The sequence below is a fragment of the Bacillus sp. V59.32b genome (assembly GCF_003429085.1).
GTDB lineage: Bacteria > Bacillota > Bacilli > Bacillales > DSM-1321 > Peribacillus.
Window position 1 is genome coordinate 70,916 of record NZ_QVTC01000013.1, and the last position, 17,356, is coordinate 88,271.

Annotated in this window: 16 protein-coding genes and 1 pseudogene; all 17 read left to right on the plus strand. The window is 43.9% G+C overall.

The window, feature by feature from the left end:
• The first annotated feature begins 12 nt into the window (after nt 1–12).
• Nucleotides 13–431: pseudogene (locus D0463_RS03520) on the plus strand (methylglyoxal synthase).
• On the plus strand, nt 421–1,134 hold the full coding sequence (gene bshB1 / locus D0463_RS03525; RefSeq protein WP_117305135.1) for a bacillithiol biosynthesis deacetylase BshB1: 714 nt from the start codon (nt 421–423) through the stop codon (nt 1,132–1,134). Before D0463_RS03520 ends, bshB1 begins: the two are co-directional and overlap by 11 nt.
• Nucleotides 1,135–1,136: 2 nt before the next feature.
• Nucleotides 1,137–2,279, plus strand: a complete 1,143-nt coding sequence (gene bshA / locus D0463_RS03530) for an N-acetyl-alpha-D-glucosaminyl L-malate synthase BshA (RefSeq protein ID WP_117305137.1) — start codon at nt 1,137–1,139, stop codon at nt 2,277–2,279.
• A 15-nt stretch (nt 2,280–2,294) separates the two neighbouring features.
• Nucleotides 2,295–3,491, plus strand: a complete 1,197-nt coding sequence (locus tag D0463_RS03535) for a CCA tRNA nucleotidyltransferase (RefSeq protein ID WP_117305139.1) — start codon at nt 2,295–2,297, stop codon at nt 3,489–3,491.
• On the plus strand, nt 3,476–4,456 hold the full coding sequence (locus tag D0463_RS03540) for a biotin--[acetyl-CoA-carboxylase] ligase (RefSeq protein ID WP_174234288.1): 981 nt from the start codon (nt 3,476–3,478) through the stop codon (nt 4,454–4,456). The genes D0463_RS03535 and D0463_RS03540 overlap by 16 nt, the downstream gene beginning before the upstream one ends.
• A gap of 1,315 nt (nt 4,457–5,771) precedes the next feature.
• A complete protein-coding gene (panB, locus tag D0463_RS03550) occupies nt 5,772–6,605 on the plus strand; it encodes a 3-methyl-2-oxobutanoate hydroxymethyltransferase (RefSeq protein WP_117305146.1) in 834 nt (277 codons plus the stop codon).
• Nucleotides 6,605–7,450: a pantoate--beta-alanine ligase gene (panC, locus tag D0463_RS03555; RefSeq protein WP_117305148.1), complete on the plus strand. Its 846-nt coding sequence runs from the start codon at nt 6,605–6,607 to the stop codon at nt 7,448–7,450. The genes panB and panC overlap by 1 nt, the downstream gene beginning before the upstream one ends.
• A 17-nt stretch (nt 7,451–7,467) precedes the next feature.
• Nucleotides 7,468–7,851: an aspartate 1-decarboxylase gene (gene panD, locus D0463_RS03560; protein WP_117305150.1), complete on the plus strand. Its 384-nt coding sequence runs from the start codon at nt 7,468–7,470 to the stop codon at nt 7,849–7,851.
• Nucleotides 7,852–7,924: 73 nt separating this feature from the next.
• The gene (gene dinG, locus D0463_RS03565; protein WP_117305152.1) at nt 7,925–10,744 is read left to right on the plus strand and encodes an ATP-dependent DNA helicase DinG; all 2,820 of its coding nucleotides are present in this window, start codon (nt 7,925–7,927) and stop codon (nt 10,742–10,744) included.
• A gap of 56 nt (nt 10,745–10,800) precedes the next feature.
• Entirely contained in the window at nt 10,801–11,625 is an 825-nt protein-coding gene (locus D0463_RS03570) for a ComEC/Rec2 family competence protein (RefSeq protein ID WP_117305154.1), read from the plus strand.
• Between the two features lie 134 nt (nt 11,626–11,759).
• Nucleotides 11,760–11,930, plus strand: a complete 171-nt coding sequence (locus D0463_RS03575; protein WP_117305156.1) for a YpmA family protein — start codon at nt 11,760–11,762, stop codon at nt 11,928–11,930.
• A 16-nt stretch (nt 11,931–11,946) separates the two neighbouring features.
• On the plus strand, nt 11,947–12,423 hold the full coding sequence (locus D0463_RS03580) for a cell wall elongation regulator TseB-like domain-containing protein (RefSeq protein ID WP_117305158.1): 477 nt from the start codon (nt 11,947–11,949) through the stop codon (nt 12,421–12,423).
• A 16-nt stretch (nt 12,424–12,439) separates the two neighbouring features.
• Nucleotides 12,440–13,624 (plus strand): pyridoxal phosphate-dependent aminotransferase, encoded by a 1,185-nt coding sequence (locus tag D0463_RS03585; protein ID WP_117305160.1) that lies wholly within the window; start codon nt 12,440–12,442, stop codon nt 13,622–13,624.
• A gap of 36 nt (nt 13,625–13,660) precedes the next feature.
• Nucleotides 13,661–14,953: an asparagine--tRNA ligase gene (gene asnS, locus D0463_RS03590; protein WP_117305162.1), complete on the plus strand. Its 1,293-nt coding sequence runs from the start codon at nt 13,661–13,663 to the stop codon at nt 14,951–14,953.
• A 425-nt stretch (nt 14,954–15,378) separates the two neighbouring features.
• Nucleotides 15,379–16,074, plus strand: coding sequence for a DnaD domain-containing protein (locus D0463_RS03595; RefSeq protein ID WP_117305165.1), 696 nt, complete (start codon nt 15,379–15,381; stop codon nt 16,072–16,074).
• A 23-nt stretch (nt 16,075–16,097) separates the two neighbouring features.
• Nucleotides 16,098–16,754, plus strand: coding sequence for an endonuclease III (gene nth / locus D0463_RS03600; RefSeq protein ID WP_117305167.1), 657 nt, complete (start codon nt 16,098–16,100; stop codon nt 16,752–16,754).
• Nucleotides 16,751–17,287, plus strand: coding sequence for a YpoC family protein (locus D0463_RS03605; protein WP_117305169.1), 537 nt, complete (start codon nt 16,751–16,753; stop codon nt 17,285–17,287). Before nth ends, D0463_RS03605 begins: the two co-directional genes overlap by 4 nt.
• Nucleotides 17,288–17,356: the final 69 nt, after the last annotated feature.

Genomic DNA, 17,356 nt, shown 5'->3' on the forward strand with positions numbered 1-17,356 from the left:
GAGAGGATACGGATGAAATTAGCTTTGATCGCCCATGATAAAAAAAGGAAGATTTAATCAGGTTTGTGACTGCGTACAAAGATATTTTTGAGCAGCATGAATTATATGCGACCGGGACTACGGGTAAGCTGATTTCCGAGGAAGTATCCTTAGGCATACATCGATTCAAATCGGGTCCGCTTGGAGGAGACCAGGAAATCGGCGCAATGATTGCCAATAATGAAATGGATATGATTATTTTTTTCCGTGATCCGCTTACGGCTCAGCCGCATGAGCCGGATGTCACAGCATTAATCAGGCTGTCAGATGTCTATAATGTACCGCTTGCAACCAATATGGGAACTGCAGAGGTATTGATTCACGGACTGAAGAATGGGTATATGTCATGGAGAGATATTGCCCGGGAACAAGGTAAGACGAATGGGAAATGATGTCGATATCCTGGCTTTTGGTGCGCATGCCGATGATGTTGAAATCGGCATGGGCGGGAGCCTCGCGAAATATGCCGCTTTAGGCAAGAAAATACTCATCTGTGATCTGACAAAGGCGGAGCTGTCTTCGAACGGCACGGTCAAGAGACGTATTCAAGAAGCGGAGAAAGCGGCTGCGATTCTCGGTGTTGAAAGAATTTCACTTGACCTGCCTGATCGCGGATTATTTATGAACAAAGATGCGATTGATGAGATCGTTGCCGTTATTAGAAGATACAGGCCCAAGCTCCTTTTCGCCCCTTATTATGAAGACCGCCATCCCGACCACGGTAATTGTATGCGACTGGTAGAGGAAGCGGCCTTCTCGGCAGGCATAAGGAAATATGGGGAAGAAACCGGGCCGGGGTCCCGGGGCCCCCATAAGGCAAATCATTTATATCTGTATATGATAAATGGATTTCATAAGCCTGATTTTCTGATTGATATTTCCGAAACGATCAGTCAGAAGCTTGATAGCCTGCGAGCTTATGAAAGTCAGTTTCAAAAGGGTGAAAACGCAGTAGAAACCCCGTTAGTAAACGGCTACATTGAAACGGTGGAAGCCAGGGAGCGATTGTTTGGCCACGGGGCAGGAGTCGCGTATGCGGAAGGTTTTATTTCCAAAAAACCGCTGTTGCTTTCAGCTGACTTATTAGGAGATTAATTATGAAACTTAAAATTGGAATTACCTGTTATCCAACTGTAGGAGGCTCGGGAGTCGTAGCGACCGAGCTCGGAAAGCTGCTTGCTGAAAAGGGACATGAAATTCATTTCATTACTTCAAGCATGCCTTTTCGACTAAACAAGATGTACCATAATATTTACTATCATCAAGTAGAAGTGAATTCTTACTCCGTCTTTCAATATCCGCCCTATGACCTTGCACTGGCGAGCAAAATGGCTGAAATAATCAAAAGGGAGAAGCTCGATATCCTGCATGTGCATTATGCGATCCCGCATGCTGTATGCGCGATATTGGCGAAGCAAATGGCTGAAACCGATGTTAAGATCGTAACAACACTACATGGAACGGACATAACTGTTTTAGGTTACGATCCATCCTTAAAGGATTTGATCAAGTTCGGCATCGAAAAATCGGATGCGGTTTCAGCCGTTTCGGATGCATTGGTCAGCCAGACGATGGAATTGATCGCCCCTGATAAGGACATTCATACCGTCTATAACTTTATTGATGAACGTGTCTATCAAAAAACGGATTCCCGCCATTTGCGTCAGCAATATGGCATCGATGATTCGGAGAAGGTATGTATCCATGTCTCCAACTTCCGAGCTGTCAAACGGGTGAAGGATGTCGTGCAGGCCTTTGATTTAATAAGAAAAAAAATGCCGGCAAAATTGCTATTGGTCGGGGATGGACCTGAAATGACGGTCGTTTGCAGACTGGTTAAGGATCTCAACCTGGAAGACCATGTATTGTTTCTTGGCAAACAGGATAATCTGGAAGAATTATATTCAATCAGCGAGCTGATTCTGCTGCTTTCTGAAAAAGAAAGCTTCGGTCTTGTTTTACTCGAGGCAATGGCTTGCGGTGTTCCCGGCATCGGTACAAATGTCGGCGGAATTCCTGAAGTCATTGAGGATGGGAAGACAGGCTATCTTTGTGAACTTGGCGATATTGAAGGCGTCGCCGAAAAAGCCGTTGAACTGTTATCTAATCCTGAACTTTATCAACGCGTATCCGAAGCGGCCGCCGAGAGGGTGCAAACCAAGTTCAGTTCCGATACCATCACTGCCCAATATGAGTCCATTTACCGTCAATTAGTGTCACAAAAATTACCTAATCAATAAAGGAGGATGTCCTCCATGAATCAGACATTTCTAAAAGCTGTCCCAATCTTGACAAAGATAGAAGAAGCGGGCTTTGAAGCTTACTTTGTAGGAGGCTCAGTCCGAGATTACCTTCTCGACAAGGAAATTAATGATGTGGATATCGCAACATCAGCGACTCCGTCGGAAATAAAATCGGTTTTTGGAAAAACGGTCGATGTTGGCATTGAACATGGGACCGTATTGGTCATTCATGATGGCGAAGGATATGAGATTACCACCTTCAGAACGGAAACCGGCTACTCGGATTTCCGTCGCCCTGATACGGTTCAATTCATCCGGACACTTGAGGAAGATTTAAAGCGAAGAGACTTTACGATGAACGCGATTGCCATGAATAAAGCCGGGGATTTGATTGATCCGTTTCATGGTAAAAAGGACATTCTTGAAAAGCGAATCATCACTGTCGGCAATCCTGATGAGCGATTTCGCGAGGATGCACTCCGGATGATGCGGGCTATCCGTTTTGTCAGCCAGCTCACTTTTGAATTGGATGGACAAACGCTCGAATCACTGCAAAAAAACGGTTATCTATTAGAAAATATTGCGGTTGAACGTATTTTTGCCGAGTTTGAAAAAATGTTAAAAGGCGAAGGCAGGAAAAAGGCTTTTGAATTGTTGAATGCAAGCGGCCTTTATACCTATTTACCGGGTTTCTCTAATCAAGGAAAAACCTTGGATGCACTCCAAGCCTTGCCGCTTCAGAAGACAGATGATCCGGCTGAATTATGGTCTTTGTTTATGATTCTCTGTCAGATTGATCATATCGAGTCTTTACTGAGAGACTGGAAAATGCCTATCAAACAAATAAGGGAAATTCAAAGTATAAGCCATCATGTATCAGCCGGCACGGATTTTACAAACGACAGATTGGCGCTTTTAACAACGGGAATGAAAGATGCGGTAAAAGCGGTAAGGGTAATGGCGGTTCTTGAAGATAAAGACGAGCGTGATTCGGAACGAAGGATTGTGGAAGTTTTTAAGAGGCTGCCGATTCACGATATGTCAGAGCTCACGGTCAATGGCAATGACCTCGTAACCTGGTATGGCAGGCGCCCCGGCCCCTGGATTAAGGAAGAACTACAGTTTATTCTAAAATCCATCCTTAACGGGGAAACAGTTAACCGAAAAGAAGCGATAAAGGAGTGGCTTATGTTTTGCGATCGGATGTAAGAAGTAAACTCATTGAAGCCTTTTCAAAAGCGGGCGGGGCATTTATCTCTGGCCAGGATATCGCTGAATATATCGGCTGTTCCCGGACTGCGGTATGGAAGCATATAGAAGATTTGCGCAGTGAAGGATATGTACTGGAAGGGATCCGCAAGAAAGGCTACCGGATCATCAGCAAGCCCGAAAAGGTGACCAATGATGAAATCCAGCTTGGTTTGAGCACGAAAACTTTCGGAAAATCCGTCCATTATGAAGAATCAGTGGATTCCACTCAGAAAATCGCACACCGTTTAGCCGGAGATGGAGCCGTGGAAGGCACTCTTGTTGTAGCTGAAGAGCAGACTTTTGGCAAAGGAAGACTTTCAAGAAGCTGGCATTCACCCAAATACTCAGGCATTTGGATGAGCTTGATCCTGAAGCCGAATATTCCTTTTCAACAAGCTCCTCAGTTAACATTGCTTGCTGCTGTTGCAGTTGCTAAGGGAATAGAGGAAACAACGGAACTCATGCCAGGGATCAAATGGCCGAATGATATACTCATTAAGGGAAAGAAGGTTACCGGCATCCTGACAGAGCTTCAGGCAGAGGCGGACCGGATCCATTCAGTAATCATTGGCATTGGGATCAACGTGAACCAGACAATCGATGATTTTCCTGAAGAACTAAGGCAGAAGGCATCTTCCCTTTCCATAGAGTCCGGCGAGACGATTTCGCGGGCAAAGCTGATTCAAAATATACTGGCAACCATGGAAAAACTCTATCAGCTTTATTTGGACAAAGGCTTTGCCCCGATAAAAATTTTGTGGGAAAGCTACGCCGTGTCTTTAGGGAAAGAAATTAAGGCATCCACCCTGACGGAAACGATTTTCGGGAAAGCGCTCGGCATAACCGACGACGGTGTGCTACTTCTTGAAGATGACAGTGGAAAAATCCATAGCATCTATTCCGCGGATATAGAGCTGCCTTGACCTTTCCGGTATATAAGTTGAACGAAAGAATTACTTATGATAAATAATCGTGTTAATTTTCATTTAAAGACCGATTGAATAGGCCGAAGAGAAGATTCGCTTTCTCCTCGGCCTATATAATTGGAGGGTGAGCTTTAAATTCATAAATTATCTTATATGAATCAATTTCATAATTCCTTTTTATAAAGCTCTGTTAAATTCCATTGTTGATTTTCAAATGGTCATGGAATCTACTCGCTTTCCGCGGACGAACTGGCAAGCCTCCTCACTCGTACCTCGCTGCGGGGTCTTGCCAGCCCGTTTTTCCGCAGGACGTTGATTCATCATCCTTGAATAGACACCGCACGAGAAAATGCGTATGCATTTTCGAGGAGTCTCGCAGATTCCCTTCCCAAAAACAACATTATCGTTTAACAGAGCCTTTTATAAAGAAATACAGACCAACAGAATATTAGTTAATCAAAAAATGTTCTTAGTTTGTACCTGTTGAATTAGGCTGTTGATTTCCGCTACAGGCAGATGCTTTCCGCTGGCGGTCCGTGAGCCTCCTCGTCGCTTCGCTCCTGCGAGGGCTCACTTGGCCACGCTTTTCTCGCAGGACGTTGAAGCATCATCCATGAATAGTCACCGCACGAGAAAATGCGTATGCATTTTCGATGAGTCGCCGCCTGAGGAAAAGCAACAGGTTTGGAAATCAAGAGAGGGTACTAACACAGCGAAGATTTGGCTCGATTTCAATAGCTGAAAAAACAGCTTCACATCGTTGGTAAGTTCAACATCATATCATTCTTGTAGGTCAAACAGGCTCCTTGTCGTATAATAGGCATAGGGAGTTTTCCTTCAGTCCTATACGTGTGTGTGGTGCTTACTTATTTCGACATTTGGAGAGGTACTCTTTTTTTTTTACGTCTCAGAACCATTGGATCTCTAGGGTTAAATTTATGAAATTGATTCATATAGTAATGTATAGTGATAGCATTTTTTAAAAGAAATTGATATAATTCCATTGGGCAGTATCCCTGGAACTGCACCTGCATGAACTTGAATCTGAAAACAAATTTCTGCCTTGATCCAGTATGCTGGACGGGGACGGAGGGATGAAACTTCTGGATGTTAACAAGAGGTTGACTTGGGTAGCAGTATGAACGGCCCTCCATGACGATATCGATGCAAGTTTTCTTGCTCATTATGGTTATTGCGGTGTTCGTTTGTATCATACCAGAGTCAGCCTCTTTTTTGGACAAACGAAGTAATCATGCGACAGCAGCTCAGGCGCTGGTGTTTCATCTCCTCTAATTATAAAGGAGGAAGAAGAATGAAATTATCCGGAAAATTTATGAAAATGAAACAAAACGGTGAAAAAATCACCATGCTGACAGCCTACGACTTTCCGACAGCAAAACTTGCAGAACAGGCGGATGTTGACATGATCCTTGTCGGTGACTCCTTGGGCATGGTCGTTCTTGGCTATGAATCCACAATACCGGTAACGGTCGACGACATGATCCATCATACGAAAGCAGTTAAAAGAGGGGCGAGGGATACATTCGTCGTTACGGACATGCCTTTTATGAGTTACCATCTTTCCATAGACGAAACATTAAAGAACGCCGCCCGCATTATCCAGGAAGGCCAGGCAGACGCGGTAAAGGTTGAAGGAGCGGAAGAAGTGACTGGAAAGATTGCCGCCCTTACAAGAGCAGGAGTGCCCGTTGTCGCCCATCTTGGCTTAACGCCTCAGTCCGTCGGGGTTCTTGGCGGATACAAAGTGCAGGGGAAAGATGCGGAAGCGGCCGGGAAGCTGCTTGAAGATGCGAAGAAGTGCGAGGAAGCAGGAGCGATTGCCTTAGTGCTCGAATGTGTACCGCATCAGGTTTCCGAGATGATTACGAAAGCATTGAATATCCCAACAATCGGGATTGGAGCGGGAGTTGAAACGGACGGACAAGTCCTCGTGTTCCATGACGTCGTCAATTACGGGGTGGACCGTGTTCCTAAATTCGTGAAAACATACGGAGACGCAAATGCGTTAATTCTGGCTGCAGTTTCCCAATATGTCAAAGAGGTAAAAGCTAAAGAATTTCCTGAAGAGAAACACATGTTCACCATGAAGGAAGAAGAAGTTTCAGCATTGTACGGAGGCAAATAATGAAAATCATTACTACGGTCCGTGAAATGCAGCAAACGATTCGTGCGGAGAAGAAAACCGGCAAAAGCGTCGGTTATGTCCCTACGATGGGTTTTCTGCATGAGGGGCATCAAAGTCTACTGGCTAATGCCAGAAAAGAAAATGATCTTTTAGTACTCAGTATTTTCGTCAACCCGACGCAGTTCGGCCCAAGCGAGGATTTCGAAACATACCCGCGCGATATGGACAGGGACGAAACAATCGCGGAAGATGCAGGTGTCGATTATATCTTTCTCCCATCTGTTATTGAGATGTATCGTGATCCGGCATCGGTAAAAATAACTGTTCAAGACCGGACCGATGTCTTATGCGGCAGCAAAAGACCGGGGCATTTCGATGGGGTTGCCACCGTGCTTACGAAATTGTTCAATATCATCAATCCGGACAAGGCTTACTTCGGAATGAAGGATGCGCAACAGGTAGCAGTCGTGGACGGCTTAATTAGGGATTTCCATTTCGATATCGAATTGGTCCCGGTCCTGACCGTTCGTGAAGAAGACGGCCTTGCAAAGAGTTCGCGTAACGTTTATCTCTCGGAGGACGAACGCAAAGAAGCAAAGGAATTATATCAAAGCCTCACATCTGCCAAACGGGCAATAGAAGATGGGGTGGACAGGCCGGAACGGCTTATCGACATGATGAGAGAACATATCGAAAACCATACGAGCGGTGAAGTAGATTATATCGAAATCCATTCCTATCCCGAATTAAAACCTGTGAGCAAGCTCCAAGGCAAAATAATCATTGCTCTTGCCGTCAAATTCAAGAAAGCAAGATTAATTGACAATATAACCCTAACACTTTAAAGAAGGGGAGAATTTTTATGTTTCGTACAATGATGAATGGGAAAATACACCGTGCCCGGGTAACTGAGGCCAATCTGAACTATGTGGGAAGCATTACGATTGATGAAGATATCCTGGATGCGGTCGGGATGCTGCCAAATGAAAAAGTGGCGATCGTAAACAACAATAATGGAGCACGACTGGAAACGTATATCATCCCAGGAGAAAGAGGAAGCGGTGTCATATGCCTAAACGGGGCGGCTGCGAGATTGGTTCAGCCGGATGATATCGTGATTATTATTTCCTATGTAATGGTCCCGGATGAAAAGGTTCGCGACCATAAGCCTAAGGTAGCCATAATGGGTGAAAACAATAAAATTGTCGAGCTAATTGCCCATGAGCCTGAAGCGACGATTATGTAAGGATTAAGAGATCCCTCCATCTGAGGGGTTTTTTCTTTTCTGAAAATCACTGCGTTCCATTTGTAGGTATAAAATGATATGGTATAAAAAAGTGAACGAAGATTATGACGGTTTTTGGGGTGTACTAAGTATGGCGCAGCGATTTGTAGTGATAGATTTAGAAACAACAGGGAATTCTCCGAAACGAGGCGACCGGATCATTCAATTTGCCGGAGTCGCGATTGAAGGCGGCAAATTGGTGGAGACGTTTTCGAGCTATATCAATCCAAAACAGGATATTCCGATATTTATTGAAGAGCTTACCGGAATAACGAATGATATGGTTAAGGGTGCTCCTGCCTTCGAGGAGGTTGCCGAAAAAATCGCTGATTTCCTAAAGGACTCTTCTTTTGTTGCCCATAATGTATTATTTGATTTATCCTTTTTGCAGGAAGAATTAGAACGCTGCGGTTACGCCGGCTTTTACGGATCGACGATTGACACGGTAGAGCTGGCGAAAATAACCAAGCCGACCTCTGACGGGTATAAATTGAATCAGCTTGCCAAGGAAGAAAATCTTGAACATGACCGCCCCCACCGTGCCGACAGCGATGCATATGTAACGGCGCTCTTGTTTCTGGAATTGAAAAAGAAACTTCAATCCCTTCCGTTAAACACACTAAAACAGCTGTATAAGCTTTCTTTTTCGTTAAAAAGCGAAATTTCCGACCTATTAGATTTACTGATTGCCGAAAAGCTAACAAAAAAAGAGGAGCGACGGCTTGATATCGAATCGTTCCGCGGCATTGCAATGAAAAAAACGAGGCGCAACCATACATACGATGAAGACGTAACGGCAAGTTATCCGGGGAACGATATGGATAAACTGCGGATATTGGGACCGGACTTGGACTATAGGCAAGATCAGCTTAAGATGATGGACACCATTTATGAGTCATTTCAGGAAAGCCGCCACGCAATTATTGAAGCGGGTACGGGTATTGGGAAATCCTTAGGCTATCTTTTTCCGGCTGCCTATTTTGCGAAAAGGCATCATAAAACAATTGTTGTTTCAACTTATACGATTCAGCTACAGGAACAGCTGCTGCAAAAGGAAGTGCCAAAAATCCAAGAAATGCTCCCGTTTCCGATCACTGCGGTTTTATTGAAAGGAAGAAGCAACTATTTAAGCTTGGCCAAATTCGAGCGGGCACTGCGCCAAAAAGATGATAATTACGAAACTGCCCTTGCCAAAATGCAGATCCTCGTCTGGCTCACCGAAACGGAAACAGGCGATAAGGATGAATTGAATCTATCGAGTGGCGGCCAGGCGTATTGGGAAAGGCTCCAGAGTGATGATTACACCTATAGGGGATTGCTCCAGCCTTGGGAAGCTGTCGACTTTTATCAAAGGGCCAGGAGAGTTGCGGAAACAGCGGATATTATCGTTACAAATCATGCCTATTTGATGGCCGATTTGCTTTCGGAGGATCGAATCATTCCGAACGAAGGATATATCATTTTAGATGAAGCGCATCATTTAGAGCAGTCAGCTTCCAGATACCTTGGAAAAAAGCTCGATTATATATCCGTAAAAACGCTCTTAAACAGATTAGGGACATATGACCAGAAGCAGATGTTGTACCGCCTTGAAAAAATGACCCGGCAAAACAAACTCTCTGCGGCTGCTATAGAGCAGCCTCTCACTGATTTTCTTTACGAGTTCGAGCAATTGTTTTATATGCTCGCAAGCAGGGCAGAAAAGCATTTGGCAAATTCCATCCCTCAGCGCATGGCTTTGAAGGTAAAGGAAAGTGAAGAATGGAAGCAGGTTTCCATGCTTGCTGAGAGATTGATTGATCTTTTATCCATACTTACTAAAGGTTTGCGTGAACGGGTGGCTGCTTTAAAGGAAGTTGAATCGTTAGGGAAAAATTCTTTATTTTTTCTCAATGAATTGGAGCTGCTGATTCATAGCCTTGAAGAAGTAAGTAGCACGATAGAGGAATTCTTCATTCATCCCTCAAGCTCATCCATTTACTGGCTTGATTATACGAAAACAGCGCCGCATCACGGACTTTCTTTAGCCTCAAGACCCGTTTCAGCCGGCAGACTTCTATGGGAAACCTTCTTTGTTTCCCAAAAAAGCGTTGTAATGACATCGGCGACCTTATCGGTTAGAAAAATGTTCCGCTATTTTAAAAGACAGCTCGGTATTGAAGACCTGGATATTAAAAGTGAAATCTATCCTTCTCCTTTTGATTATGAGAAGAACATGAAGGCGTTCATTTCAAGTGAAATGCCTGATATCAATGCCGTTTCCCAGGAAGAGTTTATCGAGGCCGCCGCCGCGCATCTTGTTGCTGCAGCGAAGGCAGCCCGCGGCAGGATGATGGTTTTATTCACTTCTTACGACATGCTTACGAAAACGTATCAAAAGGTGAAAGAATCGGGGATGCTTGAAGAATTCACTCTGCTTGCCCAAGGCATAACGGGCGGAAGCAAGATGAGATTGCTCAGAAATTTTCAAAGCTATGAAAAAGCGCTGTTGTTTGGGACAACAAGCCTTTGGGAAGGCATTGATATACCCGGTGAAGCACTCTCCTGCCTTGTGTTGGTGAGGCTTCCCTTTTCGCCGCCTGACGATCCTATAACGGCGGCAAAAAGCTCAATTCTGAAAAGTCAGGGTAGAAACCCTTTTTCGGAACATTCGTTGCCGGAAGCAGTCCTTAGATTTCGTCAAGGCTTTGGAAGATTGATTAGAACGATGGATGATAAAGGGGTATTCATTGTTCTGGACCGCAGGATTGCTACTAGCCGATATGGAGAAGAGTTCATTTCGGCGGTGCCAAAGGTTGATTGGGAGGAAGCCAGCTTACATGAAATGGAAGAAAAAATCAAGGATTGGTTATAACTCTCTGCTAATATAGGCAATCTATGGGTATAGATTGATTAGGCGGAGGGTTCACAGTGAAGCTGATTTTTTCGTTGATTATGGCAATTTCCGGATTGCTGTCAGGTTTGGATGAGGAACCTGCAATACCTGAAGAAATAGAAAAAATCGATTTAAACTTGACAGATAACGAATACGCCATGACTTTCTTTGCTTTGGATCAAGGGGAAACGGCTATCATTCAAGGAAAAGATTCGACAATCTTGATTAATACAGGAGCTGCTGAGGCTGTGGAATTGAAAGCATGGCTTAGGCTTTATGATGTGAAAAAAATCGATGCCGTTATCCTGACCAAGCCCGCAGAGAATTTACAGGACATTGTTGCTGATTATGACATTAGAAGAGTCATTGCTGGAGAGAAAACGCAGGAAGATGTTCGTTCTGCTCTGAACGATTTTCCTGAAGTAGAAATCAGCTCTTGGAGCGAGCAATCGAAAGACATGGTTTTGAATGAAATTGAAATCAGTGTGGTCCATGAAAATGATACGGACAGGTCTGAACTGGATTTGTTGATTAAGATCCATGATAAACGACTTCTCTACATAACATCATCGTCTGAAGAACTAAAAAATAAGTTAATGAAAGTAGATGCTTCAGGTATTCATCTTATTAAGGCGCCTGTTAAGGGATTGTCGTTTGATGTTGCGAAACATCTAGATCCCCAGGCGGTGATTCTTCATGAGCGTTATGAAAAAAAGGCTGAAAAAGAGATGATCCAGAAATTTCACGAACTGTGGATCGAGGTTTTCAATACCGCCGAGCAGGGTACAGTGACAGCGAAATTTACGGAAAACAACCACGAAATTTTTCCGATTAAGAATTTCGTTCATACAAAGAATTGAAGCATACGAAACCCTGATAAAGATATTGGCTTAAAAACGAAGAAATATTATCGTAAACATAGTCAAGCTGTTATAATGGTAATGTGAAACGTCACGAACAAAAAAAGATAGTTTTTTTATTGGAGGAATTACGGATGGAAAGCAAAATTGAAGTGCTTTCGACGGTTACGATTGAGAACTCGCCTGATTTGTATAAAATTGTCGATGCCTTGAACCGTACTTTGAAGGAAAAAGACTTAATGTTTGGGCTTGCGCTCGACTCTGAAGACCAAGAAAAAGCGATATTTACGATCTATCGTACATAGAAAGAGTGACTGTACCTTGAAAAAATGGTTGATTATTTCTGCCATCGTTGTGTTTTTAATTTTCGGCATTGCAGCAGGCTCCTACATAAACGCATTAGGGCCAAAGAATGATGCCAAAAAGGAAGCCTTTCAATCTGCAAAAGAAGAAAGCGGACTTATCACGATGGACGAATTTTATATTTATAACGGATTGGAGTCCTATCACGTGGTGATTGGCGATACGGAAGCCGGCGAGAAAAAGATCGTTTGGCTGCCAAATGATAACAAAAATGAGCCAGTCACGGAAAATTACAAGGATGGAATACCTAAACAGGAAATTCAGCAATTAGCCGTAAAGAAATTGAATCCAGAAAAAATCATTTCCATAAAACCGGGCTTGGAAAACAGCACACCGCTTTGGGAAGTGACATATCTTGATGAATCGAAACGGTATAATTATGCCTACTACGATTTCAAGACAGGGGAATGGCTTAAATATTATCGAAGCATATAGAATGGAGGATTTTTTCATGAAATTAGCTAGCCGCGTGCAGGCGTTAACGCCATCTTCAACGCTGGCCATCACTGCTAAAGCAAAAGAGCTTAAAGCGCAGGGGCAGGATGTGATCGGACTTGGTGCAGGGGAGCCTGATTTCAATACGCCACAGCATATCATCGAAGCAGCACTCCGCTCGATGAATGAAGGACAGACGAAATATACACCTTCTGCCGGTCTACCTAAACTGAAAGAAGAGATTGCGGACAAGTTGAAAAGAGATCACGGCCTTAGGTTTAAGGCTTCTGAAATCATCGTGACTTCAGGCGCAAAACATGCTCTTTATACGTTGTTTCAGGCGATCCTGGATGAAGGCGACGAAGTAATCGTACCGATCCCTTACTGGGTAAGCTACCCGGAACAGGTTAAGCTGGCCGGAGGGGTTCCGGTTTATGCAGAGGGAAAAGAAGAGAACGATTTTAAGCTGACAAAAGAACAGCTTGAAAAAAGCATTACCACAAAGACGAAAGCCCTTATCATCAATTCGCCTAGTAATCCTACCGGGATGATATACTCGCGGGAAGAGCTGCTTGCGATCGGTGAGGTTTGCCTTGAACATGATATCCTCATCGTTTCGGATGAAATCTATGAAAAATTAATATACGGAAACGCAAAGCATACATCTATCGCTGAATTATCACCTGAATTAAAGCAGCAGACCATCGTGATTAATGGTGTGTCCAAGTCTTATTCGATGACGGGATGGAGGATTGGCTATGCTGCAGGCAATGAAGCAATCATTAAGGCGATGACGAATCTGGCAAGCCATAGTACATCCAATCCGACGACAACTGCCCAATATGGCGCAATCGCTGCTTATGCCGGTCCACAGGATGATGTGGAGAAAATGCGCCAGGCTTTTGAAGAACGGCTTAACATCATTTATGATAAGCTTGTTGCCATACCGGGAGTGACCTGCCTCAAGCCTCAGGGAGCCTTTTATTTGTTCCCGAATGTCAGAGGAGCAGCGGAACTGTCCGGCTATAATAATGTTGACGATTTTGTGGACGCATTGCTTGAAGAAGCGTTGGTCGCCGTCGTTCCCGGCTCAGGGTTCGGAGCTGAGGATAATGTCCGCCTATCTTATGCAACCGCCCTTGACCAGCTTGAAAAAGGAGTCGAAAGAATCCATAAGTTTGTAGAAGGAAAGATGGCTTAAAAAGCTGTCTTTTCTCCATTTGGAGGGAAATATTTAATGAAAATTACCATTGCAGAAGTAAACAAATACATTGATCAGGAAGTCACGATCGGAGGCTGGCTAGCCAACAAAAGGTCTAGCGGGAAAATCGCATTTCTACAGCTTCGGGATGGATCAGGGTTCATTCAGGGTGTAGTCGTGAAGGAAGATGTCGGCGAAGAAATTTTCGCGCGCGCAAAATCCGCGACACAGGAATCTTCGCTGTACGCAACAGGAATCGTTCAAAGGGACGAACGTTCCCCGTTTGGTTACGAGCTGCTTGTCAAAAACATTGAAGTGATTCATGAAGCAGTGGATTATCCGATTACGCCAAAGGCACATGGACCTGAATTCTTGATGGACAACCGCCATTTATGGCTGCGTTCCAAACGCCAGCATGCGGTTATGAAAATCCGCAATGAAATTATCAGGGCAACGTACGAATTTTTTAATAATGAGGGGTTTGTGAAAGTGGATCCGCCTATCTTAACAGGCAGTGCACCTGAAGGAACCTCAGAGCTGTTCGCGACAAAATACTTCGACGAGGACGCATATCTATCCCAAAGCGGACAGCTATATATGGAAGCAGCAGCGATGGCTCTGGGTAAAGTATTTTCATTTGGCCCGACATTTCGTGCAGAGAAGTCAAAAACGAGACGGCACTTGATTGAATTCTGGATGATTGAACCGGAGATGGCCTTTTATGAATTCAAGGAAAACCTCGAGGTCCAGGAGGAGTATGTTTCATATATCATTCAATCCGTCTTGAAAAACTGCGGACTGGAGCTGAATACACTTGGTCGCGATACGTCCAAGCTCGAACAAATACAGGCGCCATTCCCGCGCATTACGTACGATGAGGCGATTACATTCCTGCATGAAAAAGGATTTGATGATATTCAGTGGGGCGATGATTTTGGTGCACCCCATGAAACCGCCATTGCCGAAAGCTATGAAAAACCTGTATTCATCACCCATTATCCAACATCGATTAAACCATTTTACATGCAGCCGGACCCTGATCGCGAAGAAGTGGTGCTTTGCGCCGATTTAATCGCTCCGGAAGGGTACGGGGAAATCATTGGCGGCTCTGAACGTATCCATGATCATGCGTTGCTTGCAACGCGGATTGAAGAACATGGGCTGAGCAAGGAAGCTTATAAATGGTATTCTGAATTAAGGAAGTACGGCTCTGTGCCGCATTCCGGTTTTGGGCTTGGCTTAGAGCGGACCGTCGCTTGGATCAGCGGCGTGGAGCACGTCCGTGAAACGATTCCATTCCCTCGCTTGCTGAACCGACTATACCCGTGACGAACATCATTTAAATATCGTAAAGGAACGGTTTTGCCCGGAGGAGGGCATGGCCGTTCTTTTTTACACTTTCATAAGTGCATCTGCGGCTAGTCGGCGAGTTTTCTTTATAACTAAAGAACGCATAAATGTTTTAATTTTAACTACTCGGCATTTATTATCGAGAGTCGTATTATCCGATCTGGCGTATTTGTTATCCAAACTCGGATTTTATCAGAATTACTTTTTGTCTGGAATACTGCTTTTGTAGCCGCCCTGGATTTTAGTAGCGGAAATATTGATTTAGTACTGCAACACTGACTTTTGTAGCCGATATTTTATTTTAGTAGCCAGCCTGCCATTTCTGTAGCTGTAAAAACTTTCATCTCATTTAGCACTAATCCGTCGGTTACTTTCATGTTATACTTAAGTTGAGGTGTCTTAAAATGATAAAGGACAAACTATTTACATGGATGAAGGAAGGCACGATGACAATTCCTTCTTTTCTTTTTAGTAACTATAAATTGATGAATCTTAACGAACAGGAAGTCATGCTTTTATTGCAGCTCCAGAATTTCCTTGAAAAGGGGAACAGCTTCCCTACTCCGGATGAAATCGCTGAACGGATGACTTTTGGGGAGTCAGAATGTTTATTTATGATTCAGCGCTTAATTCAAAGAGGTTTCATTGAAATTGAAGAGGAGTACGCTGATTCCATTCGCCATGAGAAATATTCGATAGAACCGTTGTATGGGAAGATGATTGATTGCTTCCTGAAAACGATGCAGGAAACGGAAAATGTACAGGCTGCTGCTGATAGTGAGAGCCTCTATACCATATTCGAGAACGAATTTGGACGGCCACTCTCGCCTTTTGAATGTGAAACCCTGGCAATGTGGATCGAAGAAAGCCACCACCCTGATATTATTAAAGCTGCATTACGGGAAAGTGTAATATCAGGAAAATTAAATTTCCGTTATATTGACCGCATTTTGTTTGAATGGAAAAAGAACGGCATTAAAACGCTTGAACAGGCGAAGAATCACGGAGAGAAATTCAGGATGCATCAAAGGCGAGAAAGAAAAGCTGAACATGCCGCCGCCTCAAAGGATGTTCCATTTTATAACTGGCTGGAACAGTGATGTACGTTTAAAGGAGTAAGGCTATGCTTAATAGAGCACAAATTCGTAAGTGTCTTGATACGATAGGGGAAATGTTTCCGGATGCCCATTGTGAATTAAACCACTCGAATCCGTTTGAACTGGTTGTCGCTGTGGCGCTGTCGGCCCAATGTACGGATGTGTTAGTCAATAAGGTAACGAAAAATTTATTTGAAAAGTACAAAACGCCTGAGGATTACATAAATGTGCCGATCGAAGAGCTGGAACAGGACATCCGTTCCATCGGTTTGTTCCGCAATAAGGCAAAGAATATCCAAAAGCTTTCGCGAATGATTATTGAAGACTATCACGGGAATGTTCCGAGAGACCGCGACGAACTGACCAAACTGCCCGGGGTCGGAAGAAAAACCGCAAACGTAGTCGTGTCCGTTGCTTTCGACATACCAGCAATTGCTGTCGATACCCATGTGGAAAGAGTGAGCAAACGACTCGGTATCTGCAAGTGGAAGGATAGTGTCCTTGAAGTTGAAAAAACGCTGATGGCAAAGGTTCCGAAAGAGGAATGGTCTGTCACCCATCACCGTTTAATCTTTTTTGGAAGATATCATTGTAAAGCCCAATCTCCCAAATGCGAAACATGTCCGCTTCTCGAGTTGTGCAGGGAAGGGCAGAAGCGCATGAAAAGGAAAGAAATGAAATGAGCGGGTTTTTCACATGTAAAATTCCAATGGAGATGAAATCTTCGCTGTTTTTTTCGGCAGATGAAGCTAAGCTGTCTCCAGTTTTGTTAAAGGAATGGACCATTACGCGAGGCGCTCCATTTTTTTCTTACGAGTTATTATATTGGAACGATTTGGACGGTTATCGCCCATGGGAAGATCCCGGGAAGCCGATAGAGGAGCTCCTTTGCCAGTGGGAGGCAATCCAGGCAGAGGCAGGCGGCCTATTTGCGGAAAGAAAAGCACAGGAAGCAGAAGAGCTGATGAAAGAAGGGCTTTCTATTTATCTGTCCATTTTATTTTGGATGCATAATGGTCCTGTTGGTTTAAGGGACTGGAAAGATAAGCTGGAGGGGTTTTCTTACAAACCTGTTAACTCGGAAGAGAGATTAAGCTTTATCTTCTCCAGACCGGCCCTTTACCACTCCTTTGTTCAGCTTAGTCAATTATTTACGGAATTAAAAAAACTGTATTCTAAGATGAAAATTATATCCAAAAAAACGTCTAAGCATTGAGCTTAGACGTTTCAGACTGTAGACAAACTGGATGAAATCGAGTTTGCCTGCAGTTATTTTTTTATTTGG